Origin of the sequence: Serratia sp. X10, assembly GCF_017811775.1 — a bacterium.
GTDB lineage: Bacteria > Pseudomonadota > Gammaproteobacteria > Enterobacterales > Enterobacteriaceae > Serratia > Serratia ureilytica.
Map to the genome: position 1 here is coordinate 725,557 of NZ_JAEIOH010000002.1, position 23,270 is coordinate 748,826.

At 59.4% G+C, this 23,270-nt stretch carries 19 protein-coding genes; 14 read left to right on the plus strand and 5 right to left on the minus strand.

Annotated features, from left to right (window positions below; all coding sequences use genetic code 11):
- Window positions 1-14: 14 nt before the first annotated feature.
- The gene (gene putA, locus J9788_RS08860) at window positions 15-3,986 is read right to left on the minus strand and encodes a trifunctional transcriptional regulator/proline dehydrogenase/L-glutamate gamma-semialdehyde dehydrogenase (protein WP_046896608.1); all 3,972 of its coding nucleotides are present in this window, start codon (window positions 3,984-3,986) and stop codon (window positions 15-17) included.
- 571 nt (window positions 3,987-4,557) lie between these two features.
- Here putA and putP point away from each other — a divergent pair.
- The 6 genes from putP to lpxO all read left to right on the plus strand — a co-directional run bounded on the left by putP (window position 4,558) and on the right by lpxO (window position 12,243).
- Window positions 4,558-6,042 carry a sodium/proline symporter PutP gene (putP, locus tag J9788_RS08865; RefSeq protein WP_182264270.1) on the plus strand — a complete coding sequence of 495 codons (1,485 nt, stop codon included), beginning with the start codon at window positions 4,558-4,560 and terminating at the stop codon, window positions 6,040-6,042.
- Window positions 6,043-6,287: 245 nt separating this feature from the next.
- Window positions 6,288-7,133 carry an iron uptake transporter permease EfeU gene (efeU, locus tag J9788_RS08870; protein WP_182264271.1) on the plus strand — a complete coding sequence of 282 codons (846 nt, stop codon included), beginning with the start codon at window positions 6,288-6,290 and terminating at the stop codon, window positions 7,131-7,133.
- A 20-nt stretch (window positions 7,134-7,153) separates the two neighbouring features.
- Window positions 7,154-8,290, plus strand: a complete 1,137-nt coding sequence (efeO, locus tag J9788_RS08875; protein WP_182264272.1) for an iron uptake system protein EfeO — start codon at window positions 7,154-7,156, stop codon at window positions 8,288-8,290.
- Window positions 8,291-8,301: 11 nt separating this feature from the next.
- On the plus strand, window positions 8,302-9,600 hold the full coding sequence (efeB, locus tag J9788_RS08880; protein ID WP_182264273.1) for an iron uptake transporter deferrochelatase/peroxidase subunit: 1,299 nt from the start codon (window positions 8,302-8,304) through the stop codon (window positions 9,598-9,600).
- A 717-nt stretch (window positions 9,601-10,317) separates the two neighbouring features.
- Window positions 10,318-11,106, plus strand: coding sequence for a phosphate starvation-inducible protein PhoH (gene phoH, locus J9788_RS08885; protein ID WP_015378226.1), 789 nt, complete (start codon window positions 10,318-10,320; stop codon window positions 11,104-11,106).
- A 234-nt stretch (window positions 11,107-11,340) separates the two neighbouring features.
- Complete coding sequence (gene lpxO, locus J9788_RS08890; protein ID WP_015378219.1) at window positions 11,341-12,243, plus strand: lipid A hydroxylase LpxO; 903 nt, start codon at window positions 11,341-11,343, stop codon at window positions 12,241-12,243.
- A gap of 36 nt (window positions 12,244-12,279) precedes the next feature.
- Here the strand turns inward: lpxO and chaA are convergent, their stop codons facing one another.
- Window positions 12,280-13,383: a sodium-potassium/proton antiporter ChaA gene (gene chaA, locus J9788_RS08895; protein ID WP_025303229.1), complete on the minus strand. Its 1,104-nt coding sequence runs from the start codon at window positions 13,381-13,383 to the stop codon at window positions 12,280-12,282.
- 292 nt (window positions 13,384-13,675) lie between these two features.
- Window positions 13,676-14,494, minus strand: coding sequence for a siderophore-interacting protein (locus J9788_RS08900; RefSeq protein WP_182264274.1), 819 nt, complete (start codon window positions 14,492-14,494; stop codon window positions 13,676-13,678).
- A gap of 130 nt (window positions 14,495-14,624) precedes the next feature.
- Here J9788_RS08900 and chaB point away from each other — a divergent pair, with 130 nt between their 5' ends.
- From chaB to cbl, 3 genes are all read left to right on the plus strand, one after another.
- Entirely contained in the window at window positions 14,625-14,852 is a 228-nt protein-coding gene (chaB, locus tag J9788_RS08905; protein WP_033643458.1) for a putative cation transport regulator ChaB, read from the plus strand.
- A 250-nt stretch (window positions 14,853-15,102) separates the two neighbouring features.
- Entirely contained in the window at window positions 15,103-15,798 is a 696-nt protein-coding gene (locus J9788_RS08910; protein ID WP_033643457.1) for a gamma-glutamylcyclotransferase, read from the plus strand.
- Window positions 15,799-16,098: 300 nt separating this feature from the next.
- On the plus strand, window positions 16,099-17,052 hold the full coding sequence (gene cbl / locus J9788_RS08915) for an HTH-type transcriptional regulator Cbl (RefSeq protein WP_033634950.1): 954 nt from the start codon (window positions 16,099-16,101) through the stop codon (window positions 17,050-17,052).
- A 50-nt stretch (window positions 17,053-17,102) separates the two neighbouring features.
- Here cbl and J9788_RS08920 read toward each other — a convergent pair whose 3' ends face one another.
- A complete protein-coding gene (locus J9788_RS08920; RefSeq protein WP_033643456.1) occupies window positions 17,103-17,294 on the minus strand; it encodes a hypothetical protein in 192 nt (63 codons plus the stop codon).
- Window positions 17,284-17,931, minus strand: a complete 648-nt coding sequence (locus J9788_RS08925; protein ID WP_182264275.1) for a hypothetical protein — start codon at window positions 17,929-17,931, stop codon at window positions 17,284-17,286. The genes J9788_RS08920 and J9788_RS08925 overlap by 11 nt, the downstream gene beginning before the upstream one ends.
- 279 nt (window positions 17,932-18,210) lie before the next feature.
- Between J9788_RS08925 and J9788_RS08930 the strand changes: the two genes are divergently transcribed.
- The 5 genes from J9788_RS08930 to J9788_RS08950 are packed head-to-tail and all read left to right on the plus strand — an operon-like array spanning window position 18,211 to window position 23,200.
- On the plus strand, window positions 18,211-19,779 hold the full coding sequence (locus J9788_RS08930) for an ABC transporter substrate-binding protein (RefSeq protein ID WP_046896613.1): 1,569 nt from the start codon (window positions 18,211-18,213) through the stop codon (window positions 19,777-19,779).
- Entirely contained in the window at window positions 19,779-20,834 is a 1,056-nt protein-coding gene (locus J9788_RS08935; RefSeq protein WP_182264276.1) for an ABC transporter permease, read from the plus strand. Before J9788_RS08930 ends, J9788_RS08935 begins: the two co-directional genes overlap by 1 nt.
- Entirely contained in the window at window positions 20,831-21,700 is an 870-nt protein-coding gene (locus tag J9788_RS08940; protein WP_046687287.1) for an ABC transporter permease, read from the plus strand. Before J9788_RS08935 ends, J9788_RS08940 begins: the two co-directional genes overlap by 4 nt.
- Window positions 21,690-22,532 (plus strand): ABC transporter ATP-binding protein, encoded by an 843-nt coding sequence (locus J9788_RS08945; RefSeq protein ID WP_182264277.1) that lies wholly within the window; start codon window positions 21,690-21,692, stop codon window positions 22,530-22,532. The genes J9788_RS08940 and J9788_RS08945 overlap by 11 nt, the downstream gene beginning before the upstream one ends.
- Window positions 22,529-23,200, plus strand: coding sequence for an ABC transporter ATP-binding protein (locus J9788_RS08950; protein WP_182264278.1), 672 nt, complete (start codon window positions 22,529-22,531; stop codon window positions 23,198-23,200). The genes J9788_RS08945 and J9788_RS08950 overlap by 4 nt, the downstream gene beginning before the upstream one ends.
- Window positions 23,201-23,270 lie beyond the last annotated feature (70 nt).

Consider the following 23,270-nt stretch of genomic DNA (forward strand, 5'->3'; position numbering starts at 1 on the left):
GCCTTGAGGATGCGTTAACCGATGGTCATCAGGCTGGCGTTACCGCCGGCGGCGGCGGTGTTGACGCTCAGGGAACGTTCGATCAGCAGGCGTTCCAACAAGATGTTGGTTTCACCGTGGGCGAAGCCCTGTACCGAGACGATGGCGCCGCCGCGCTGGGCGATCTGCTCGCACAGGGTGCGCAGCTGGTCGGCATCGCCGTGGTAGATGGCGGCGTCGAACTCGACCTTGTCCTGCTGCCAGTCTTTGCTGAAGGCGATGCGCGCCTGCACATCGTTCGGCAAGCGGCGGAACAGATTACGTTGCAGTTCCGCTTCCGGCCACAGCGCGCAGCTGCCAACCGCCAGCACGGCGGCCAGTTGGATCAGCGCGTCGGTTTCGTTATCCGCCAGGCACAGCACGCGTTCACGCGGCAGCAGGGCATAGGTATTGCGCTCGCCGGTCGGGCCCGGCAGCGGACGTACGGTGCCGCCCTGGCCCAGTTCCGCATAGCGTTGCGCCAATGCCGCCAGTTCGCCTTGTTGGCTGGTGACCGCCCACTTCTCCAGCGATTGCAGCGCGCCCAGCAGCTGCGGCCGCGCGGTGGCTTCCATCGGGCGCTCTTCGTCCTGACGGTGCAGCGTACGTTGCAGCGCGTCGTCCGGACGGTTGGCCAGCAGACGGTACAGGTACAGCGGGCCGCCGGCTTTCGGGCCGGTGCCCGACAGGCCTTCGCCGCCGAACGGCTGTACGCCGACCACTGCGCCGACCATGTTGCGGTTGACGTACAGGTTGCCGACCTTGGCGCGTTCGGTCACCCGGGCGATGGTTTCATCGATACGGGTGTGAATGCCCAGCGTCAGGCCATAACCGGCGGCGTTGATCTGATCGACCAGCGCGTCCAGATTGTTGCGCTGGAAGCGCACCACGTGCAGCACCGGGCCGAAGATCTCTTTCTGCAGCTCGTCGAAGCTGTCGAGCTCGATCAGCGTCGGCTTGATGAAGGTGCCGCGCGCCCACTCTTTTTCATCCTGCGCGCTGCCTTTGGCGGCCTGGTACACCTTGCGGCCTTTTGCGCGCATCGCCTGGATGTGGCGTTCGATGCCGGTTTTGGCTTCGGCGTCGATCACCGGGCCCACGTCGGTAGACAGGCGTTCCGGGTTGCCCATGCGGCATTCGGCCATCGCGCCGCGCAGCATTTGCAGCGTGTGCTCGGCCACGTCTTCCTGAATGCACAGGATACGCAGCGCGGAGCAACGCTGGCCGGCGCTGTCGAAGGCGGAGGCCACCACGTCGGTCACCACCTGTTCGGTCAGGGCGGAGGAGTCGACGATCATGGCGTTCAGGCCGCCGGTTTCGGCGATCAGTGGCGTCGGGCGGCCTTGCGGATCCAGACGGCCGGCGATGCTGCGCTGCAGAATGCCGGCGACGTCGGTGGAGCCGGTAAACATCACGCCGCGGACGCGGGCGTCGTTAACCAGCGTTGAGCCGACGGTTTCACCCTGGCCCGGCAGCAGCTGCAGCACGCCTTGCGGAATGCCGGCTTCCAGCAGGATACGCACCGCCTGCGCGGCCACCAGCGGCGTTTGCTCGGCCGGTTTGGCCAGCACGCTGTTGCCCGCCGCCAGCGCGGCGGCGATTTGGCCGGTGAAGATCGCCAGCGGGAAGTTCCACGGGCTGATGCAGACCACCGGGCCCAGCGGGCGGTGGCTGTCGTTGGCGAAATCGTCGCGCACCTGGCCGGCGTAGTAGTGCAGGAAATCGACCGCTTCACGCACTTCGGCGATGGCGTTGTTGAAGGTTTTACCCGCTTCGCGCACCAGAATGCCCAGCAGGCTTTGCAGCTGGCTTTCCATCAGCTCGGCGGCGCGTTCGAGGATCGCGGCGCGCTCCGTCGGCGGTGTCGCGAACCAGATTGGGCCGGCGGCCGCGGCGGCGTCGAGCGCGCGGCTGACTTCGCCTTCGGTGGCTTCACGCACGTAGCCGACCACATCGCCCGGCTCGGCCGGGTTAATCACCGGCTGTTCGACGCCCTGATCCAACTCGGCGTCGATGATCGGTTCCGCGCGCCATGGATGGCTGGCGCTGGTGAGCAGGGCGCTGGACAGCGAAGCCAGACGCTGTTCGTTGGACAGATCCAGACCGCTGGAGTTGGTGCGCTTCTCGCCGTACAGCTCGCGCGGCAGCGGGATGCGCGGATGCGGCAGGCCAATTTGACCTTCGCTGGCCGCCAGCGCTTCCACGGCGCTGACCGGATCGGCCACCAGCTCGTCGAGTGGCAGGGTGGCGTCGGCGATGCGGTTGACGAACGAGGTATTGGCGCCGTTTTCCAACAGGCGGCGCACCAGGTAAGCCAGCAGCGTTTCATGGGTGCCGACCGGCGCGTAGATGCGGCAAGGGCGGTTCAGTTTGCCGTCGGCCACTTTGCCCACCACCTGTTCGTACAGCGGTTCACCCATGCCGTGCAGGCACTGGAACTCATACTGACCAGGGTAGTAGTTGTTGCCGGCCAGGTGATAAATGGCGCTCAGCGTATGGGCGTTGTGGGTCGCGAACTGCGGATAGATCAGGTTCGGCACCGACAGCAGCTTGCGGGCGCAGGCCAGATAGGAAACGTCGGTGTACACCTTGCGGGTGTATACCGGGTAGCCTTCCAGGCCGTCCATCTGGGCGCGTTTGATTTCGCTGTCCCAGTAGGCGCCTTTCACCAGACGTATCATCAGGCGACGGCGGCTGCGTTGCGCCATGTCGATCACTGCGTCGATGGCGAACGGACAACGTTTCTGGTAGGCCTGAATCACGAAGCCGATACCGTTCCAGCCGGCCAACTGCGGTTCGAAGCACAGCTTCTCGAGCAGATCGAGCGAGATCTCCAGACGGTCGGCCTCTTCGGCGTCGATATTGATGCCGATATCGTACTGGCGTGCCTGCAGGGTCAGCGACAGCAGGCGCGGGTAAAGCTCTTCCATCACGCGTTCGTACTGCGCGCGGCTGTAGCGCGGGTGCAGGGCGGATAGCTTGATGGAGATGCCGGGGCCTTCATAGATGCCGCGGCCGTTGGAGGCTTTGCCGATGGCGTGGATCGCCTGCTGATAGGAAACCAGGTAGGCCTGGGCGTCGGCTTCGGTCAGGGCGGCTTCCCCCAGCATGTCGTAGGAGTAGCGGAAGCCTTTTTCTTCCAGCTTGCGCGCGTTGGCCAGCGCTTCGGCGATGGTTTCGCCGGTCACGAACTGTTCGCCCATCAGGCGCATCGCCATGTCCACGCCTTTGCGGATCAGCGGCTCGCCACTCTTGCTGATAATGCGGTTCAGCGAGCGGGACAGATTGGCTTCGTTATGGGTCGACACCAGCTTGCCGGTAAACAGCAGGCCCCAGGTGGCGGCGTTGACGAACAGCGACGGGCTGCGCCCCAGGTGCGAGTGCCAGTTGCCGTTGCTGATCTTGTCGCGGATCAGGGCATCGCGGGTCGGTTTGTCCGGAATGCGCAGCAGCGCTTCCGCCAGGCACATCAGCGCCACGCCTTCCTGCGAGGAGAGGGAGAACTCTTGCAGCAGGCCTTGCACCATGCCGGCGCGGCCGTTTGCACTTTTTTGGTTACGCAACTTCTCGGCAATGCCATAGGCCATTTTGTGAGTAGCCTGTGCAAGATCGGCGGGTAATCGCGCCTGTTCGAGCAACATCGGCACCGCTTCGGTCTCCGGGCGGCGATACGCGGCGGTGATGGCGGCGCGGGTCACCGACTGCGGCAGAATTTGTTCGGCGAAATCGAGGAATGGCTGGTGTGACTCTTCCTGCGCTTGCGGCATAATGTCGTCCGCTTCAGGCTGGCCCGCTGCGGCCAGCGCTGGAATTTCAGGAATATCGGTACCGCTCTCGAGACGCTCGAGGTAATTAAAGATGGCCTGCTTGATGAGCCAGTGCGGCGTGCGATCGATGCGCTGCGCGGCGCTCTTGATCCGGTCGCGTGTTGCCTCGTCGAGTTTCACGCCCATTGTGGTAGTGCCCATGCCTGTCCAACTCCTGTGTTTAGAACCTATCCCATCAGGCTAGACAAACAGCAGGCCGGAAAGCCTGTTGGGATAGGTTCGTGAGATGTGTGGTGTTAAGAATGCAGACAATATCCTGCATGTTGCAACTTTGTGCAACCTTGTTAAATCAGGCGGATGAGCGAAGTGTGAGTTTCATCGATTTTTTAACACGGGCAGTTGGCACGAATGTTGCGTTATTGAGCGAACGCGGCGGGGTTAATGATGCCGCAGACGCTTTACCTTGCGGTATATAAGGGTAATGACAGGGTGCAACTCATTTTGCTTGTCGTGAGTGCAACCTTTGAACCCGGTAAATGTGACGCAGGGTAAACTTTGTGTAACTTTGTTGTTAAATATCTTGTTGGTTGATGAAAGGCTCATCTAGGATAACCGACGGTCAACAATTACGGGCAGAAACTATTTTACCTGCACTTGCTCGCAGGCTGCGCCACGTTCCGGCGCGGCGGCCAGTGAAATGCATTGCGCGTGGGTTTACCGGCGCCGGCTTGGCCGGAGCGAAACGCGAATAATAATGAAAGTGGAGAATTAAATGACAATGAGCACACCTATGCTGGTGACCTTCCTGGTATACATTTTCGGGATGGTGCTGATCGGCCTGCTTGCCTACCGGGCAACCAATAACTTTGATGACTATATTCTCGGCGGCCGCAGTCTGGGCAGCGTGGTGACCGCGCTGTCCGCCGGCGCTTCCGACATGAGCGGCTGGCTGTTGATGGGCCTGCCGGGCGCCATCTTCCTCTCCGGCATCTCCGAAAGCTGGATCGCCATCGGCCTGACCGTCGGCGCTTACCTGAACTGGAAGCTGGTGGCAGGAAGGCTGCGCGTGCATACCGAAGCCAACAACAATGCCCTGACGCTGCCGGATTATTTCACCAGCCGTTTTGAAGACAACAGCAAGCTGCTGCGGGTGATCTCGGCCATCGTCATCCTGGTGTTCTTCACCATTTACTGCGCCTCCGGCATCGTGGCCGGCGCGCGTCTGTTCGAAAGCACCTTCGGCATGAGCTACGAAACCGCCCTGTGGGCCGGCGCCGCGGCGACCATCCTGTACACCTTCATCGGCGGTTTCCTGGCGGTGAGCTGGACCGACACCGTGCAGGCCAGCCTGATGATTTTCGCGCTGATCCTGACCCCGGTGATCGTGATCTTCGCCGTCGGCGGCATCGATACCTCGATGCTGGTGATCCAGGCGCAGAACCCGGCCAACCTCGATATGCTGAAGGGGCTGAACTTCGTCGCCATCCTGTCGCTGCTGGGGTGGGGCCTGGGCTACTTTGGCCAGCCGCACATCCTGGCGCGTTTCATGGCGGCGGATTCTCACCGCACCATCCGCAGCGCGCGCCGCATCAGCATGACCTGGATGATCCTGTGCCTGGCCGGCACCATCGCCGTCGGTTTCTTCGGCATCGCTTACTTTGCCAACAACCCTGATCAGGCCGGCAACGTGTCGCAGAACGGCGAGCGCGTGTTCATCGAGCTGGCGATGCTGCTGTTCAACCCATGGGTGGCGGGCGTGCTGCTGTCGGCGATTTTGGCGGCGGTTATGAGTACCCTGAGCTGCCAGCTGCTGGTCTGTTCCAGCGCAATCACCGAAGATCTGTATAAAGCGTTCCTGCGCAAAGGCGCCAGCCAGCGTGAACTGGTGTGGGTCGGCCGCGTCATGGTGCTGGTGGTGGCGTTGGTCGCCATCGCGCTGGCGGCCAACCCGGAGAACCGCGTGCTGGGCCTGGTGAGCTACGCCTGGGCCGGTTTCGGCGCCGCCTTCGGTCCGGTTGTGCTGATCTCGGTGATGTGGTCGCGCATGACCCGCAACGGCGCGCTGGCCGGCATGTTGGTCGGCGCGGTGACGGTTATCGTCTGGAAACAGTACGCATGGCTGGGCCTGTACGAAATCATCCCGGGCTTCATCCTGGGCTGCCTGGCCATTGTGGTGGTGAGCCTGATGGGCCGCCAGCCGTCTTCCACCATGACCGAACGTTTCGATCAGGCGGAAGCCGAGTACAAAACGGTATAACGCCGTTCACTGTCAGTCAGCAAGGGGCGCTCAGAGCGCCCCTTCTTTTTGCCTGTTCGTCACTGTCATTCAGCTGTAACACCTGGCGACATTTGATTAGAAAAAATCACGCTTGTGCCTCTTGTATTTCTTCTTGGCAGAATGATAATCACTCTCGTTGTATTTTACGTTTCTTTACATACTCGCCGCGGCTCATTGTGAGCCGGTTTTCTCTGTCGCCGCGGTCTTTTCAGGGGTGATTATTCATGTTCGTTCCCTTTCTTATCATGTTCCGTGAGGGGCTGGAGGCTGCGCTGATCGTCAGCCTGATCGCCAGCTACCTGAAGCGCACGCAGCGCAGCCAATGGTTGGGCGCGGTGTGGATCGGCGTGATTGTCGCGGCGGCGCTGTGTCTGGCGCTCGGCATCTTCATCAATGAGACCACCGGCGAGTTCCCGCAGAAACAGCAGGAGCTGTTCGAAGGCATCGTGGCGGGGGTGGCGGTGCTGATCCTCACCTATATGGTGTTCTGGATGCGCAAAGTCTCCAGGTCGGTCAAGGTGCATCTGGAAGGGGCGATCGATCAGGCGCTCAGCGCCGGTAAAGGACAGGGTTGGGCGCTGGTGGCGATGGTGTTCTTCGCCGTGGCGCGCGAAGGGCTGGAGTCGGTGTTCTTCCTGCTGGCGGCGTTTCAGCAAGACGTGGGCGCCGCAGCGCCGATCGGCGCGGTGCTTGGCCTGGTCGCCGCCATTGTGCTGGGCATGATGATTTACTGGGGCGGGGTGAAGCTGCATCTGGCCAAATTCTTCAAATGGACCAGCCTGTTCATTCTGTTCGTCGCCGCCGGGCTGGCCGCCGGGGCGATCCGCGCCTTCCACGAAGCCGGTCTGTGGAACCACTTTCAGGACATCACCTTCGATTTCAGCAGCACCCTGTCGACCCATTCGCTGTTCGGCACCCTGCTGGAAGGCATTCTCGGTTATCAGGAAGCGCCGACGGTCAGCGAAGTGGCGGTCTACTTCCTGTATTTGATCCCGGCGCTGATTTTCTTCTTTCTGCCGCAGCGCGCGGCGCCGGCAGCGGCCCCGGCGCAACGTAAAATCAATCATTAATGTTTAATAGGGAATCTCGTATGTCTACTCCGTTATTTCGCCGCAAGGCGTTGCACGCAGCATTACTGGCTATCCCGGCGTTTGCGCTGAGCATCGACGCCTTGGCGGCGGAGGTGCCGCAGGTCAAGGTCACGGTCAACGACAAGCAGTGCGAACCGATGCAGCTGACGGTGCCGGCCGGCAAAACGCAGTTTGTGGTGCACAACACCAGCCAGAAAAACGTCGAATGGGAAATCCTGAAAGGGGTGATGGTGGTGGAAGAGCGCGAGAACATCGCGCCGGGCTTTACCCAGAAAATGACCGCCACGCTGGAAGCGGGCGAATATGACATGACCTGCGGGCTGCTGAGCAATCCGAAAGGCAAACTGACTGTCACCGCAGCGGCCGGCGGCGCCACCGACGGCAAGCCGAACGCGCTGGACCTGGTCGGCCCGATCGCCGAATACAAGGTCTACGTCACCAAAGAGGTCGATGGGTTGGTGAAACAGACCAAGCTGTTCACCGACGCGGTGAAGGCCGGCAACGTGGAACAAGCGCGCAAGCTGTATGCGCCGACCCGCCAGCACTATGAGCGCATCGAGCCGATCGCCGAGCTGTTCTCCGATCTGGACGGCAGCATCGACGCCCGCGAAGACGACTACGAGAAGAAATCGGCGGATCCGAACTTCACCGGCTTCCACCGTCTGGAGAAGGCGCTGTTTGCCGACAATTCCACCAAAGACATGGGTGCCTACGCCGATCGCCTGTACCACGATACCGTAGAGCTGCAAAAGCGCGTGAGTGAACTGACCTTCCCGCCGAGCAAGGTGGTGGGTGGCGCAGCTGGGCTGATCGAAGAGGTGGCGGCCAGCAAGATCAGCGGTGAAGAAGACCGTTACAGCCGCACCGATTTGTGGGACTTCCAGGCCAACGTCGACGGCGCGCAAAAGATAGTCAATCTGCTGCGCCCGCTGCTGGTTAAGGCCAATAAACCGCTGTTGGACAAAATTGACGCCAACTTCAAAACCGTGGACACCATTTTGGCGAAGTACCAAACCAAAGAGGGTTATGAGTCCTATGAGAAGCTGACCGATGCCGATCGCAATGCGTTGAAAGGGCCGATCACCACGCTGGCGGAAGATCTTTCCCAACTGCGTGGCGTATTGGGTCTGGACTGAGGCATACGGTTATGAGCAACAAGGCAGGCCCGAATAACGGGCCGCATCCGCAATCGCAGGGGGCGGCATCGCCTTCGCGGCGCCGTTTGCTGCAAGGGTTGGGGCTGGGCGCGCTGGCACTGGGCGGCAGCCGCCTGGCGCAGGCGGCGGGTAACGCGGCGGAGCCGTTGGCGATGCCGCAGGATGAGCGCTGGCAGAAACAGCCGTTTTATGGCCGCCATCAGGCTGGGGTGCTGACCCCGCAACAGGCGGCGATGATGCTGGTGGCGTTCGACGTGCTGGCGACCAGCAAAGCGGATCTGGAGCGTCTGTTTAGGCTGCTGACCGATCGCATCGCTTTCCTGACCCATGGCGGCAAGGCGCCGGAGGTGGATGCCAAGCTACCGCCGCTCGATTCCGGCATCATGGGGCCGGAGATTTACCCGGACAATCTGACCGTCACCGTCTCGGTCGGTGCCTCGCTGTTCGACGAGCGCTTTGGCCTGCAGGCGCACAAGCCGCTGCGGTTGCAGAAGATGACACGCTTCCCCAACGATGCGTTGGACGCCGGGCTGTGCCATGGTGATCTGCTGCTGCAGATCTGCGCCAACACCAATGAAACGGTGATTCACGCACTGCGCGACGTCATCAAGCATTCGCCGGATCTGCTCAGCGTGCGCTGGAAACGGGAAGGGTTTATCTCCGCGCATGCGGCGCGCAGCAAAGGCAAAGAGACGCCGATTAACCTGTTGGGCTTCAAAGACGGCACCGCTAACCCGAAAACCGACGACAAGCCGCTGATGGATAAGGTGGTATGGGTCGGTGACAACGTCGGCGAGCCGGCGTGGACGGCGGGCGGCAGCTATCAGGCCGCGCGCATTATTCGTTTCCGCGTCGAGTTTTGGGATCGCACGCCGCTGCAGGAGCAGGAAACCATTTTCGGCCGCGAGAAGCACAGCGGGGCGCCGCTGGGCATGAAGCATGAACATGACGAGCCGAATTACGCGAACGATCCCGACGGCAAGGTGATCCCGATGGACGCGCACATTCGCTTGGCTAACCCACGCACGCCGGAAAGCCAAAGCAATCTGATGCTGCGACGCGGCTACAGCTATTCGCTTGGCGTCTCCAATGCCGGCCAGCTGGAAATGGGGCTGCTGTTCGTCTGCTATCAGGCCGATCTGGAGAAAGGCTTCCTGACGGTGCAAAAAAGGCTGAACGGCGAAGCGCTGGAGGAATACATCAAGCCGATTGGCGGTGGGTATTTCTTCGTGCTGCCGGGCGTGAAAGAACGCGGCGATTATTTGGCCAGCGGCTTGCTCAAGGCCTGAACCCGAAATGACGAGGCGGGTTCGCCTGCCTCGTTTTACTTTGTTTTGCCTGCCGTACGGAAGATTGAGCGTCAAAAGTCAATTCGACACCTGGCCTATGGATTAAAAAGTGCGTACCGCCCGCGATTTCGGGTTGTGCAAAATTTAATCAGGAAACCAAAGTGTCATTCGCGGTTTTTAATTGTAATTCATTGAAATTTATATGTTAAAATTTTTTATGGAATGACGTGTCGCACGTGATATAGTGTTTTAGCGATAACTAAAAACAAAACATATAAAATTTTTTTACATTTTAGTAACGCGACAGGATTGAATGTCATTATACTGTAATCATCTGGCGGTAGTTTTCACACGGTGCACAGCTTGAAGCTGTAAATATCACTGCGGGGATCGCTAATGGTAAAGTCCTTGGTTGGGCTGGAAAGAAAAAATAACACATCTCCCCTGATTTCTCGTTGTAACGAGGGTTCTCTCTCCGACTCTCTTTTACCGGCAACTCCGCACTCTTATCGCTACCGAATCTCACCACTTTTTACTCCACGTTTATTGATGCAGTCCGCGTTGTCCCGTGAAGCAACGGCGCTTAAACGTTGCCGTCAATTCACATTGTCCCTTGGCTCTTATTGGCTCGGAGGAGGCCAAAACCTAATACGTGTGTGAAACATAATCGCGCGGCCTGGCCGTTGCGGTAGGTGAAACAAACTGTAAGGTGCCACTATGGGTAGACAGAAAGCAGTGATCAAAGCACGTCGTGAAGCGAAACGCGTTATTCGTCGTGACGCTCGTAGTCATCGCCAGCTGGAAGAAGAGTCTGTGACCTCGCTGGTGCAAATGGGGGGAGTCGAGTCTATCGGCATGGCGCGAGACAAGCGCGATAGCTCACCCATCGAGGCTAGAACCGAAGCTCAGGGTCATTACTTATCAGCCATAGAGAATAAGCAGCTGATCTTCGCCACCGGCGAAGCCGGCTGCGGCAAAACATTTATCAGCGCCGCCAAGGCGGCGGAGGCGCTGATCCATAAAGAGGTGGATCGGATTATCGTTACCCGTCCTGTTTTGCAGGCGGATGAAGACCTCGGTTTCTTGCCGGGGGATATCTCCGAGAAGTTCGCCCCTTATTTCCGCCCGGTGTATGACATTCTGGTGCGCCGTTTGGGCTCTTCCTTTATGCAGTACTGCCTGCGGCCGGAAATCGGCAAGGTAGAGATTGCGCCGTTCGCTTATATGCGCGGACGCACCTTCGAAAATGCGGTCGTTATCCTGGATGAAGCCCAGAACGTGACCGCCAGCCAGATGAAAATGTTCCTGACCCGCCTGGGAGAAAACGTGACGGTTATCGTTAACGGCGACGTGACCCAGTGCGACCTGCCGCGCGGCGTAAAATCCGGCCTCAGCGATGCCCTGGAGCGCTTCGAAGAGGACGAGATGATCGGCGTCATCCGCTTTGAAAAACAGGACTGCGTACGCTCCGCTTTGTGCCAGCGCACGCTCAACGCTTACAGTTAACCTATCCGCTAATGGAAAGGCCGCTTCGGCGGCCTTTTTCTTGCCCCCCATTTCCCCTCTCGTTTAACCTTTGTGTAAATTATTGTGGTTTTCTGTATAGATTTTCGTTGAGTTAGCGTTAATGATTAATGGGTTCCAGATTGGCGCGCAGTTTGCGTGCGCCGCCAAAAGGACATTTTCTGGGGTGTGCGCCGCGCGGCGCATTGAGTGTGGGTTCCTTGCTGCGATTCAAACATGAAATACATCATTCTGCTTTTGCTTATTTTATGCGTCGTCTATGTGCATTACCGCGGACGGGTGCGCTACAACGTGTGGCGTCAGCTGTCTGACCATTCCACCTTTACCGCACCGCTGAACGTCTTCATGTATCTGTTTTCTCGTGTGCCGACTACGCCGTACCTGAAGCCGGAGCAGTTCCCTGAGCTGGCGGTACTGCGGGAGAACTGGGAAACCATCCGCGACGAAGGACAGAAGCTGATGGAGATCCAGCAGATCAAAGCGTCCGATCAATTCAACGATGCCGGTTTCAACTCGTTCTTCAAGACCGGTTGGAAACGCTTTTATCTGAAATGGTATGAAGACAGCCATCCTTCCGCCATGACCCTGTGCCCGCAGACCACGGAACTGCTGCGCAGCCTGCCTTCGGTCAAGGCGGCGATGTTCGCCGAACTGCCGGACGGCAGCCGTTTGCCGCGTCACCGCGACCCTTACGCCGGTTCGCTGCGTTATCACCTGGGGTTGATTACCCCCAACGATGACCGCTGCTTCATTGAGGTGGACGGTGAGCGCTACAGCTGGCGCGACGGTGAAGGGGTGATGTTCGATGAAACCTATCTGCACTACGCGGAAAATCAGAGCGGGCAGAATCGTCTGATCCTGTTCTGCGACATCGAACGGCCGATGCGCTACCGCTGGGCACAGGCGGTGAATCACTGGCTGGGGCGCAACCTGATGAGCGCCGCCACCGCGCCGAATGAAGAGGGCGATCGCACCGGCGGCGTCAACAAGATGTTCAAATACATCTATGCGATACGCCGGGTGGGGAAACGCCTGAAGGCCTGGAACCGCACCGGTTATTACATCATCAAGTGGATTTTGTTCGGGGGGATCGCCGCGGCGATATTCTTCTCGGTATAACGAAGGCAGGGGCGCACAGAGTGCGCCCCTTTTTGATCAGGCGAAGATAGTCATCATGTAGGCGGCGAACAGTGCCAGGTGGGCGGTGCCGTTCAGCACGTTGGTGCGGCCGGTCGAGAACGACAGCTGGCACAGCAGCAACACCGTCAACATCACCACGATATGCGGCGTTTGCAGGCCGAAGATCAGCGTCTGCCCGGTCAGAGTAGCGATGATGGTCACCGCCGGCACCGTCAGGGAGATGGTCGCCAGCACCGAACCGAAGAACAGGTTCATGGCGCGTTGCACCTGATTGTTCAACACGGCGCGTAGCGCGCCCAACCCTTCCGGCGACAGGATCAACAGCGCCACCAGGAAACCGGTGAACTGCGCGGGTGCATTCATCTTGGTCAGCAGGCCTTCCAGCGGATTGGCGTTGAACTTGGTGACGGCGATAACCGCGATCAGGTGCACGATGAGCCAGGCGGCGTGCCAGGCGCTGCTGTGCGAAGAGGGCTTGCCGTGGTGCGGATCGCCATCGTCGTCTTCATGCTCGTACACGAACAGGCTCTGGTGGGTTTTGGTCTGGATCACCAGGAACACGCCATACATGGCGGCGGAGATCAACGCCACCAGCAGCGCTTGCCCGGTGCTGAAGTTGCCGCCTGGCAGCGCGCTCGGGAACACCAGCACGATCACCGCCAGCGGGAAAATCGCCATCAGATACTGTTTGATGCCGCCCAGGTTGACGTACTGGGTGGCGAACTTGCGCCCGCCGAGCAGCAGCGCAAAGCCGACCAGGCCGGCGGAAACGATCATGATGATGGAGTACAGCGTGTCGCGCATCAGCGCCGGCGCGGCGTCGCCGGTGGCCATCAGCGCGGAAATCAGGCTGACTTCGAGGATCACGACGGACAAACTGAGGATCAGCGAGCCGTAGGGTTCGCCCAATCGGTGAGCCAGCACGTCGGCGTGGCGCACCACGCTGAAGGCGCTGCTGAGGATCCCCACCAGCGCGAGAATATTGATGCCGACGATCAGCGGAAAGTTATCGGTGCTGCCCCAAAGATTTAACACCACCAGCGCGGCGATAGGGAAGATCAGCGAGTATTCGGTGTGGCGAGATTTGGTGGATCGGCCAGGATCGTGTTGCGACTTCATGAGGGTGGCACTCCTTCTCAAACAGCGTAGCCCGTCAGCGCCGGTCGCCGTGATACGGCAACGTTGCGTTTCCAGTAGGTATTTTATATTAGGATACACCCGCGGCGCCGGTGTGATGTTGTTTTATCTGAGAAAGCAATTGCTTGCTTATGTGATCAGGGTAGCAAAAAAACCGCACGGGGTGCGGTTTTATTTACTTACTTTTACGCAATAATGCCAATTTTTAGCGTTAGATTTGAGAAAAGTCGTGTTTACTTGTTTAGCTCGTGGTTAATCAAGGAAAATGAGACCGTCAGTCGTCAATGTTATCCATGATTTCATGCCGTTTATTGTGGTAACCCTCTTCATTTAGCCCCTCACGCCAGTAAGGTACGGCATAAAGACGATTACGATCGCATTGACGTTCGCGACGTAGGTAGCGGCGCAGCTCTACCACCAGGCGATCTTCACCGGCGAGCCAGAAGTGGCTTTCGCCCTGCGGCAGGGACTGCGCGCGGAACCGAGCGACTAACTCGTCGGTCTTCTCCGTGCCGCCGACGACCCAATTGACCTCAACGCCGGCGGGTTTCTTCAGGTCAATGACGTCAGCGTTGCTGTCGACGCGGACGAAAGCGCGTCCGGCACTGTGTGGCGGCAGGTTTTCCAGCAGTGCGGCCAGCGCAGGCAGTGAGGAAGGATCGCCCGCCAGGCAGTAGAAGTCGGCGGCCGGCAGCATCGGTTTGGGGCCGCCCGGGTTGCTGATGCCGATTTTATCGCCGGCTTTCGCCTGGCGTGCAAAGTCCACCGCCGGGCCCTGATGGTCATGAATGGCGAACTCGATGTCCACTTCCGCCAGTTCCGGGCGCACGGCGCGGATGGAATAGGTACGCACGATCGGGCGCACGGCGTCTGCAGCCCAACGCGGGCCGTTTTCGGTCAGCGTCGGCAGGTCCGGCTGCGTCTGGCCGGCGAGCGGCAAAAAGACTTTGATGTGTGCAGCGGCGGCATTGGCCGGGTAGTAACGCAGATCGGGAGCGGTAAAGGTAATGCGGCGCAGGTGCGGCGTAATGTCCTGTACGCGGCTGACGGCGATCAGGTAGGGGGCGCGTGAGCGAGGGGCTTCGGTAGTCACGGGATTCTCCTTATAGTTCGTTTGGCGGTGAGTATAACATGTCGTTTGATAATGAGAATTGTTTGCTAATTGAGACGAAACCGCATGTGGGCTAGGCTTAAGGTTCACTCATCCTGAAAGGGGAGGCCATATGCCCTACCACAGCACGAACGACTTGCCGGACAACGTTAAGCATGTGTTGCCGGAACATGCACAGGCGATCTATAAAGAAGCGTTCAACAGCGCCTGGCAACAATACCGGGATCCCGATGAGCGGCGCGGTGATGACAGCCGGGAAGAGACGGCGCATAAGGTGGCCTGGGCGGCGGTCAAGCAAAGCTATCGCAAGGGCGACGACGAACGCTGGCATAAAAAGTAACGAATTATCACGCAGTAAAATCGCGCAGACATTATGTGGAGCCCGGCAATTAATATTATTGCTGCTCAGTACAAATACTTTTTCACTTTAACGCCGCTTTGTAACTTGATTGCACGTCAGGAAAAGAATAAGGTCATTCTTATAAGGCGCGGTGATTGAATTAATAAAAATCCGCAGCCGAAAATAAAACATCAAAGGTTCAGCAGTGGCGAGGGAAGGCGAGAAATCGTATTCCCGGGAGGTAATATAAGTGTTAACGCGAGATTTTCTGCAAAAAGCGGATTGCAAAACTGCATTCGGCGCTATTGAGGAGTCGTTGTTGCTGACGCCTGAACAGCGTGCAGCCTCGTTGGATTGCACCTTATCGCGCCGGCCGGATCACAGCCCCGTATGGATATTCGGTTACGGTTCGCTGATGTGGAACCCGGTTTTCGAATCGGAAGAAGTGCGGCCGGCCACGCTGCAGGGCTGGCACCGGGCGTTCTGCATGCGCTTGACCGCCGGGCGCGGCACGCTGCATCAGCCGGGGCGCATGCTGGCGTTGAAAGCCGGCGGCCACACCACGGGGCTGGCGTTTCGTTTGCCGGAAAGCAAGCTGCGTGAAGAGTTGGAGCTGCTTTGGAAGCGCGAAATGGTGACCGATTGTTACGTGCCCACCTGGTGCGAGCTGCAGTTGGATGGCGGTGAGAAGGTTACTGCGTTGGTGTTCGTGATGAACCCGCAGCATCCGCTGTTTGAAGAAGACACCAGCTACCAGGTGATCGCGCCATTGATCGCCAGCGCCAGCGGCCCGCTGGGCACCAACGCGCAATATCTGTTTGCGCTGGATAACGAGTTGAAACATCACGGCATGCAGGATGATTGCATCGGCGATCTGGTGCGCTGCGTACAGCAATGGCTGCAGCAGAACCGCACCGGCGGCATCGGCAGTGAGGCCACCGCCTGAGGCTGCTGCGGGAATGCGAACGGTGAGGGGCTCAGCATGCTGAGCCCTTTTTTATATCTAATGCCTATATTTAATAACTTTAATTTCCACAGCGATTGAAGGCATGTTTTTATTGTGGTTATCTATCCCGTTATTTTTAAAGTCATTAGCCGTTTTTTGTCAGTTTCCCACCCCACCTGCGAAGCAGAATGATCGACTTAGTATTAAATTGCATAAGTAAAGGTTATTTCTTATTTGTTCAGACTCGTCGGACTCCGTATCAATATGGCTAACGCTACTGGAAGAAACAGGGAGACGGGGATGAACTTTCAACAATTAAAAATTATTCGTGAATCGGCGCGCTGCAACTACAACCTGACTGAGGTCGCCAATACGTTATTTACCTCGCAGTCCGGCGTCAGTCGGCATATTCGCGAGCTGGAAGAAGAGCTGGGCATCGAAATATTCATTCGCCGCGGCAAACGGCTGCTGGGCATGACCGAACCCGGCAAAGAGCTGCTGGTGGTGGCGGAGCGCATTCTCAACGACGCCAACAACATCCGTCGCCTGGCGGACGTTTTCAGCAGCAACGACTCGGGGCAGCTGCATATCGCAACGACGCACACTCAGGCGCGTTACAGTCTGCCGGGAGTGATCAAAGAGTTTCGCGCGCTTTATCCGCGGGTGCGGGTGGTGCTCAATCAGGGCAGCCCTGAGGAGATCGTCTCGATGTTGGCCGCCGGAGAAGCCGATATCGGCATCGCCAGCGAACGGCTGATGAGTGACGAATCGCTGGCGGCGTTCCCTTACTACCGCTGGCATCACACCATCCTGGTGCCGGAAGGGCACGAGTTGACGCGTCAGCCGCAGGTGACGCTGGAGATGCTCAGCACCTTGCCGCTGATCACTTACCGCCAGGGCATTACCGGGCGCGCGAAGCTGGATGCGGCGTTCAAAGCGGCGGGCCTGACGCCGGACATCGCGCTCAGCGCGCAGGACTCCGACGTGATTAAAACCTACGTCGAGCTGGGGTTAGGCGTGGGCGTGCTGGCGGACATGTCGTATGAAAAAGAGCGCGATCGCGGGTTGGTCAGTCTCAACGCCGAGCATTTGTTTGAACCTAATACGGTATGGCTGGGCCTGAAACGCAGCCAGCTGCAGCGCAACTATGCTTGGCGCTTTATCCAACTGTGCAACCCGACGCTGTCGCTGACCGAAATAAAAGACAAGGTCTTCTCGTCGCAGCTGGACGCGGTGATTGATTACCAGATTTAACAGCGCGTCATTGCTCTGCCGGCTCGGATTGTTTTTGAGCTAATGCGGGATCAGTCGTCGGTACGTTCGATCAGATGACGTTTACTTTTTCTGAACGGGCCGATGGCTTCCCATTCCGGTAGTTCTTCGGGTGGACGAGGGTTGGCCATCTCCCAGCGATGGTACTGACGTAAAATCTCTATGGCGATGCGTTTTTGCTCTTGAATGGAGAGCGTCGGGTCGGTCAGATCCTTATTTTTCATTTTCGCTTCCTTTTTGCTCGTTATTTGTACGCACCTTATCACATTTGGCAGCGTATTTTTCCAGCGATTGTATGTACTTTTTTAGTGCGTTGAAGCTGGTTTTACATGTCATGGTACCGGGTATCACTTCAAAGGCTGCCTGACGGGTATACAGCGCCAACACGCGGTGATTAATGGCGTGGCTGATCAGCATGTCCGGCGGAGACGCCGGCGTCAGCCCCTGCTCTTGCAGGTTCAGGCCATACAGATACAGAGCCTGCAAGCAGTTGCGCAGCATATTGCCTTTCAGTGGATGTTGCGTTTCGCGCAAGGAGAAATTCTCCAGCGCGACAAGTTCGATAACGTTCTCCGCCTGGAGATAACGGCACAGACAAAAGCCTGCACGGCTCAGCGGGCTGGTTATTCGCCGGTAGACAAAAGCGAAACTTATGGGCATTTGAGCATGATATTTAAAGAGAGAGCGCCAATTTAACGTATGGCCGTTTTTTCTGCCTTTTTGCCAGCGCCGGTCTTGTACCGTCAGACGAGTCATAAAGAGATCCGACTCAAGCAGCACGCTGTTCATATCTGCCAATGTTTGCTCTATCGCTCTCTCATGTCGGAGTGAGAAGCCATTTTCTGATGGATGGTTTTCCATTTGCCCGTCCTTTGGGTGACCGAGCTCACGTTAATCACCCGATGAAACAGACTCAAACCTCGACTTTCATCGCTGCGAATCGCGCCGCAAAGACAATGGGCAATTGCTGTGAGGTGCCGAGAGAGTGCGATCGGCCGCGCAATCCTCGCTCTAATAATCAAAACCCCATCTATATACATAAAAAGAATATCTATAGTGATTTAAGTACCTTCAGCTGCCGATCGCGCTCGCATACACTCGCGAAATTATTATAAATTCCATCCGCTTGGAGAGTTTCAGATGAAAGCGCTCGTTCCTTCTTTGCTGTTTTTGGCCGTGGCGGCCAGCGTTGACGTACAGGCGGCGACGCCGGCCAACACGTTGGTGATCGCGCAGTCTATCGATGACGTGGTCAGCTTTGACCCGGCTCAGGGATTTGAGTTAACCACGGTGCAGTCGTTCAACAGCCTGTATCAACGTCTGATCCAGTCCGATCCGCACAATCCCGTCGATCTCAAACCGACCCTGGCCAGCCGTTGGCAGGCCGGCGCCGATAACCGCAGCCTGACCTTCAGCCTGCGCCCGGACGCCAAATTCGCCAGCGGCAACCCGCTGCGGCCGGAGGACGTGATCTTTTCGCTTTCACGGGTGGTGAAACTCAATCTCGAACCGTCGTTTATCCTGACGCAGCTGGGCTGGAACGCGAAGAACGTGGATCAACACCTGACCAAGGTGGATGACCATACGGTAAAAATCAGCTGGGATGAAAACGTCAGCCCGGCCTTCGTGCTCAGCCTGCTGTCGGCACCGGTATCCTCGATCGTCGACGCCAAAGAGGCGCTGGCGCACCAGCAGGGCGACGATCTGGGGCACCAATGGCTGAACAGCCACTCCGCCGGCAGCGGCCCTTACAAAATCCGCACCTACGTGCCGCACGAAGTGGTGGTGTTGGACGCGAACCCCGGCTCGCCGGAAGGGGCGCCGACGTTGAAAACCATCCTGATCAAAAACGTGCCCGATCCGGCCGCGCGCCGTTTGCTGATCGAGCAGGGCGATGCCGATATCGCCCGCAACCTGGGGGCGGACCAGATGGCGGCCCTGAAGGGCAAGGCGGGCGTCAAACCGTTGGCCATTCCTTACGCCTCGCTTTATTTCCTGCAGTTCAACGCCAAGGCGTCGCCGGCGCTCGGCAACCCGGCGTTTTGGGAGGCGGCGCGCTGGCTGTTCGATTACCAAGGCATCGCCGACGATCTGCTGAAAGGGCAGTTCCAGAGCCATCAGGCATTCCTGCCGGACGGTTATCTGGGGGCGCTCAAGGAGCAGCCATACAGCTTCAATCCGCAGAAAGCCAAAGAAATACTGGCCAAGGCGGGGCTGAGCAACGTCAGTTTCCGTCTGGACGTCAACAACCAGCCGCCGTACCTGGATATCGCCCAGGCGCTGCAGGCCAGTTTTGCTCAGGGCGGCGTGAAGGTCGAACTGGTGCCGGGCATCAGCTCGCAGGTCTCCACCAAGGTGAAAGCGCTTAACTACGATGCGACGCTGACCTCCTGGGGGCCGGATTACTTCGATCCCAACACCAACGCGGCCGCCTTTGCCTACAACCCGGAGGACGGCAGCAAGACGCTGGCCTGGCGAGCCAACTGGCAGATCCCGGCGCTGAGCAAGTTGACGCTGGCCGCCACAGCGGAAAACGACACCGCCAAACGGGTGGCCGACTATCAGCAACTGCAAAAACAGGTGCAGCAAAGCTCGCCGTTTGTCATCGGCCTGCAGGCGCGCAGCCTGATCGCGGTGCGTGACAACCTCAAGGGCTATGTGCAGGGCATCAACCCTGACATGGTGTTCTACAGCAAGGTCAGCAAGTAATGGCCGCTGAACTCTCCGCCTCCGCCGGGCTAGCCCGGCGGTATTGGCGCTGGGGCGGGCGGCTGCTCGGCGGCGTGCTGTCGCTGGCGTTAACGCTGCTCGGCCTGCTGCTGTTCACCTTTATGCTGTCGCACCTGGCGCCGATCGATCCGGCGCTGCAGGTGGCGGGCGATCACGCCAGCGAAGCCACCTATGCGCAGGTGCGTCATGACCTGGGGCTGGATCAGCCGCTGCCGGTGCAATTTTGGCGCTATCTGGTGCACCTGGCGCACGGCGATCTGGGCATTTCGCGCATTACCGCCCAGCCGGTGCTGAGCGATCTGTTGCGTACCTTCCCGGCGACGGTGGAACTGGCCACCTGCGCCATTATTCTCGGCGCGTTAGGCGGCATTACGCTGGCGTTCCTGGCGGTGCTCAAACCGGGGAGCTGGCTGGATAATGCGGCGCGGTTGCTGTCGCTGGTGGGTTATTCGGTGCCGATTTTCTGGTTGAGCCTGCTGGGGCTGCTGCTGTTCTACGCCACGCTGCACTGGTCGGCGGGGCCGGGGCGCCTGGATGACATTTACTTGTACAGCATGGAGCCGCGTACGGGTTTCGTGTTGATTGACAGCTGGCTGTCCGGCGATCGCGAGATGTTCAACAACGCCATCAGCCACCTGTGGCTGCCGGTCGTGGCGCTGGCGCTGCTGTCGATGGCGGGCATCACCCGGCTGCTGCGCGCGGCGATGCTGGAAGAGTGCAACAAGGAATACGTGACGCTGGCGCGCTCCAAAGGCGCCGGCCGCCTGCGGATTCTGCTGCGCCACGTGTTTCCCAACGTGCTGGGGACGCTGATCACCGTACTGTCTCTCTCCTATGCCAGCCTGCTGGAGGGCGCGGTATTGACCGAAACGGTGTTCGCCTGGCCCGGCGTCGGGCGCTATCTGACCTCGGCGCTGTTTGCCGCCGACACCCCGGCGATCCTCGGCGCCACGCTGCTGATCGGCACCTGTTTCGTGCTGTTGAATACCCTGGCCGATGCCTTGACCTATCTAGTGGATCCGCGAACCCGATGAGCCAATATCTCTCTGAACACGAACCGCAAAGCGAGCCGGCCGTCGGCTATCGCACCGGTCAGCGGCTGACCACGCTGACGCTCGGCGCGGCGCTGGTGGCGATCCTGATCGTCACCGCACTGCTGGCCCCGTGGCTGGCGCCTTTCGATCCCAATTTGCAGCATATCGAGCTGCGGCTGCTGCCGCCTTCCGCCACGCATTGGTTGGGCACCGACGGTTTCGGCCGCGACTTGCTCTCCCGCGTGATTTACGGCGCGCGGCCGACGCTGATTCTGGTGTCGCTGATTCTGGTGCTGACCATTCCTATCGGTCTGCTGGTGGGCATTTGCGCCGGTTATCTCGGCGGCTGGGCAGAACGCATTTTGATGCGTCTGACCGATATTTTCCTGTCGTTGCCGAGCCTGGTGATCGCGCTGGCGTTCGTGGCGGTGATGGGGCCGGGGCTGATGAACGGCGCGCTGGCGCTGGCACTGACCAGCTGGCCGGCCTTTGCCCGCCAGGCGCGGGCCGAAACGCTGGCGCTGCGCCGCAGCGATTATCTGGCGGCGGCGCGCATGCAGGGCATCAACGGGCTGCGGCTGATGGTCGGCCACATTTTACCTTTATGCCTGCCAAGCGCGGTGGTGCGCGCGGCGCTGAGCCTGGGTGGCATCATCCTGTCCGCCGCCGGCCTCGGGTTTCTCGGCATGGGCGTCGCGCCGCCGACCGCCGAATGGGGCTCGATGGTGGCCGAAGGCAGTAAAGTGATTTTCGATCAATGGTGGGTCGCCGCCGCACCGGGCGGGGCGATCCTGTTCGCCAGCCTGGCTTTTAACCTGCTGGGCGATGGCCTGCGCGATAAAATGGATCCTCGTCATGGGCACTGATAACACCTTATTGACCGTTGAACGTTTGGCGATCGGCTTGCCGGGGCCGCAGCCGGCGGCGCTGGTGAAGAATATTTCGTTCTGCATGGGGCGGGAGCGGTTGGCGCTGGTCGGTGAGTCCGGCTCCGGCAAATCGTTGACCGCGCGTGCGTTGATGGGGCTATTGCCGCTGCCGTTGCAGCTGCGGGCGCAGCGCCTGACGCTGGGCGACGAAGACTTGACGCGCCTGAGCGAGCGCCAGTGGAGCCGCCTGCGCGGCGACCGGGTGGCGATGGTGATGCAAGATCCCAAGCATGCGTTGAATCCCAATCAGCCGATAGGCCGTCAGGTGGAGGAGCCGCTGGTGTTGCATGCCAAGCTGAGCCGCGCCGAGCGGCGTGAGAAAGTGCTGGAGATGCTGGCGGCGGTGGGCTTGCCCGATCCGGTGGCGCTGTGTCGCCGCTATCCGCATCAGCTCTCCGGCGGGATGGGGCAGCGGGTGATGCTGGCCATCGCCCTGATCAACGATCCGCAGCTGCTGATTGCCGATGAACCCACCTCGGCGCTGGATCACCAGATGCGCGATCAGGTGCTGCAGCTGATAGAAAATCTGGTGGCGCAACGCAATATGGGGCTGATCCTGATCAGCCACGATCTGCAGCAGGTGGCGCACCACTGCGAGCGGGTACTGGTGATGTACAAAGGCGAGCTGTTGGATCAGCTGCCGGCAGCAGAGCTGGCGCAGGCCACGCACCCCTATACCCGCACGCTGTGGGCGTGTCGGCCGAGCCGCGAGACGCGCGGCAAGCCGCTGCCGGTGCTGGATCGCGCGTTGCTGGAGACATTGAAATGAGCGTGATTGCACTGGAGAACCTCAGCGTCAGCCATCGCCAGGGCTATGAACAGCGCACCGTGGTGCACGACGTTAACCTGCGTATCGAACCGGGCGAGTGCTTCGGCCTGGTGGGGCCTTCCGGCTGCGGCAAGTCCTCGCTGCTGTGGGTATTGGCCGGGCTGAACGACAGCTGGCGCGGCGGTTTTGAACTGCTCGGGCGGCGGCTGCAGCCGGGGCAGGCGTTTACCGGCGAACTGCGGCGTGAAGTGCAGATGGTGTTTCAGGATCCTTATGCTTCGCTTCACCCCAAGCACCGGCTGTTGCGCACGTTGTCGGAACCGCTCAACCTGCTGCAGGAAAGCGACATCGAACGCAAAATCAGCGCGGGCTTTCGCCAGGTAGGATTGGATCCGCGCCTGCTGGATCGCTATCCGCACCAGCTGTCGGGCGGCCAACGGCAGCGCGTGGCGATCGTGCGCGCCTTGCTGTTGCGGCCGAAGCTGCTGCTGCTGGATGAGCCGACCTCGGCGTTGGATATGTCGGTACAGGCGGAGATCCTCAACCTGCTCAACGAGCTGAAGCAGGCGGGCGATCTGACCCTGGTGCTGGTCAGCCACGATGCGAACGTCATCGATCACATGTGCGATCGCGCGGTAGCGATGGCGCACGGCCGTATCATCATTTAAACCTGTGCCCGCTAACGCGGCGGGCATATCCATCTTGGTAATAAATAAAGCAATTTATCGTCGTTCTTCT

Coding starts and splice junctions, on each gene's coding strand:
- J9788_RS08950 (WP_182264278.1), top strand. CDS start 22,529: ATGAGCGTGATTGCACTGGAGAACCTCAGCGTCAGCCATCGCCAGGGC.
- efeB (WP_182264273.1), top strand. CDS start 8,302: ATGAGCAACAAGGCAGGCCCGAATAACGGGCCGCATCCGCAATCGCAG.
- chaA (WP_025303229.1), bottom strand. CDS start 13,383: ATGAAGTCGCAACACGATCCTGGCCGATCCACCAAATCTCGCCACACC.
- chaB (WP_033643458.1), top strand. CDS start 14,625: ATGCCCTACCACAGCACGAACGACTTGCCGGACAACGTTAAGCATGTG.
- efeO (WP_182264272.1), top strand. CDS start 7,154: ATGTCTACTCCGTTATTTCGCCGCAAGGCGTTGCACGCAGCATTACTG.
- cbl (WP_033634950.1), top strand. CDS start 16,099: ATGAACTTTCAACAATTAAAAATTATTCGTGAATCGGCGCGCTGCAAC.
- J9788_RS08940 (WP_046687287.1), top strand. CDS start 20,831: ATGAGCCAATATCTCTCTGAACACGAACCGCAAAGCGAGCCGGCCGTC.
- J9788_RS08925 (WP_182264275.1), bottom strand. CDS start 17,931: ATGGAAAACCATCCATCAGAAAATGGCTTCTCACTCCGACATGAGAGA.
- efeU (WP_182264271.1), top strand. CDS start 6,288: ATGTTCGTTCCCTTTCTTATCATGTTCCGTGAGGGGCTGGAGGCTGCG.
- putP (WP_182264270.1), top strand. CDS start 4,558: ATGACAATGAGCACACCTATGCTGGTGACCTTCCTGGTATACATTTTC.
- putA (WP_046896608.1), bottom strand. CDS start 3,986: ATGGGCACTACCACAATGGGCGTGAAACTCGACGAGGCAACACGCGAC.
- lpxO (WP_015378219.1), top strand. CDS start 11,341: ATGAAATACATCATTCTGCTTTTGCTTATTTTATGCGTCGTCTATGTG.
- J9788_RS08935 (WP_182264276.1), top strand. CDS start 19,779: ATGGCCGCTGAACTCTCCGCCTCCGCCGGGCTAGCCCGGCGGTATTGG.
- J9788_RS08945 (WP_182264277.1), top strand. CDS start 21,690: ATGGGCACTGATAACACCTTATTGACCGTTGAACGTTTGGCGATCGGC.
- J9788_RS08920 (WP_033643456.1), bottom strand. CDS start 17,294: ATGAAAAATAAGGATCTGACCGACCCGACGCTCTCCATTCAAGAGCAA.
- phoH (WP_015378226.1), top strand. CDS start 10,318: ATGGGTAGACAGAAAGCAGTGATCAAAGCACGTCGTGAAGCGAAACGC.
- J9788_RS08930 (WP_046896613.1), top strand. CDS start 18,211: ATGAAAGCGCTCGTTCCTTCTTTGCTGTTTTTGGCCGTGGCGGCCAGC.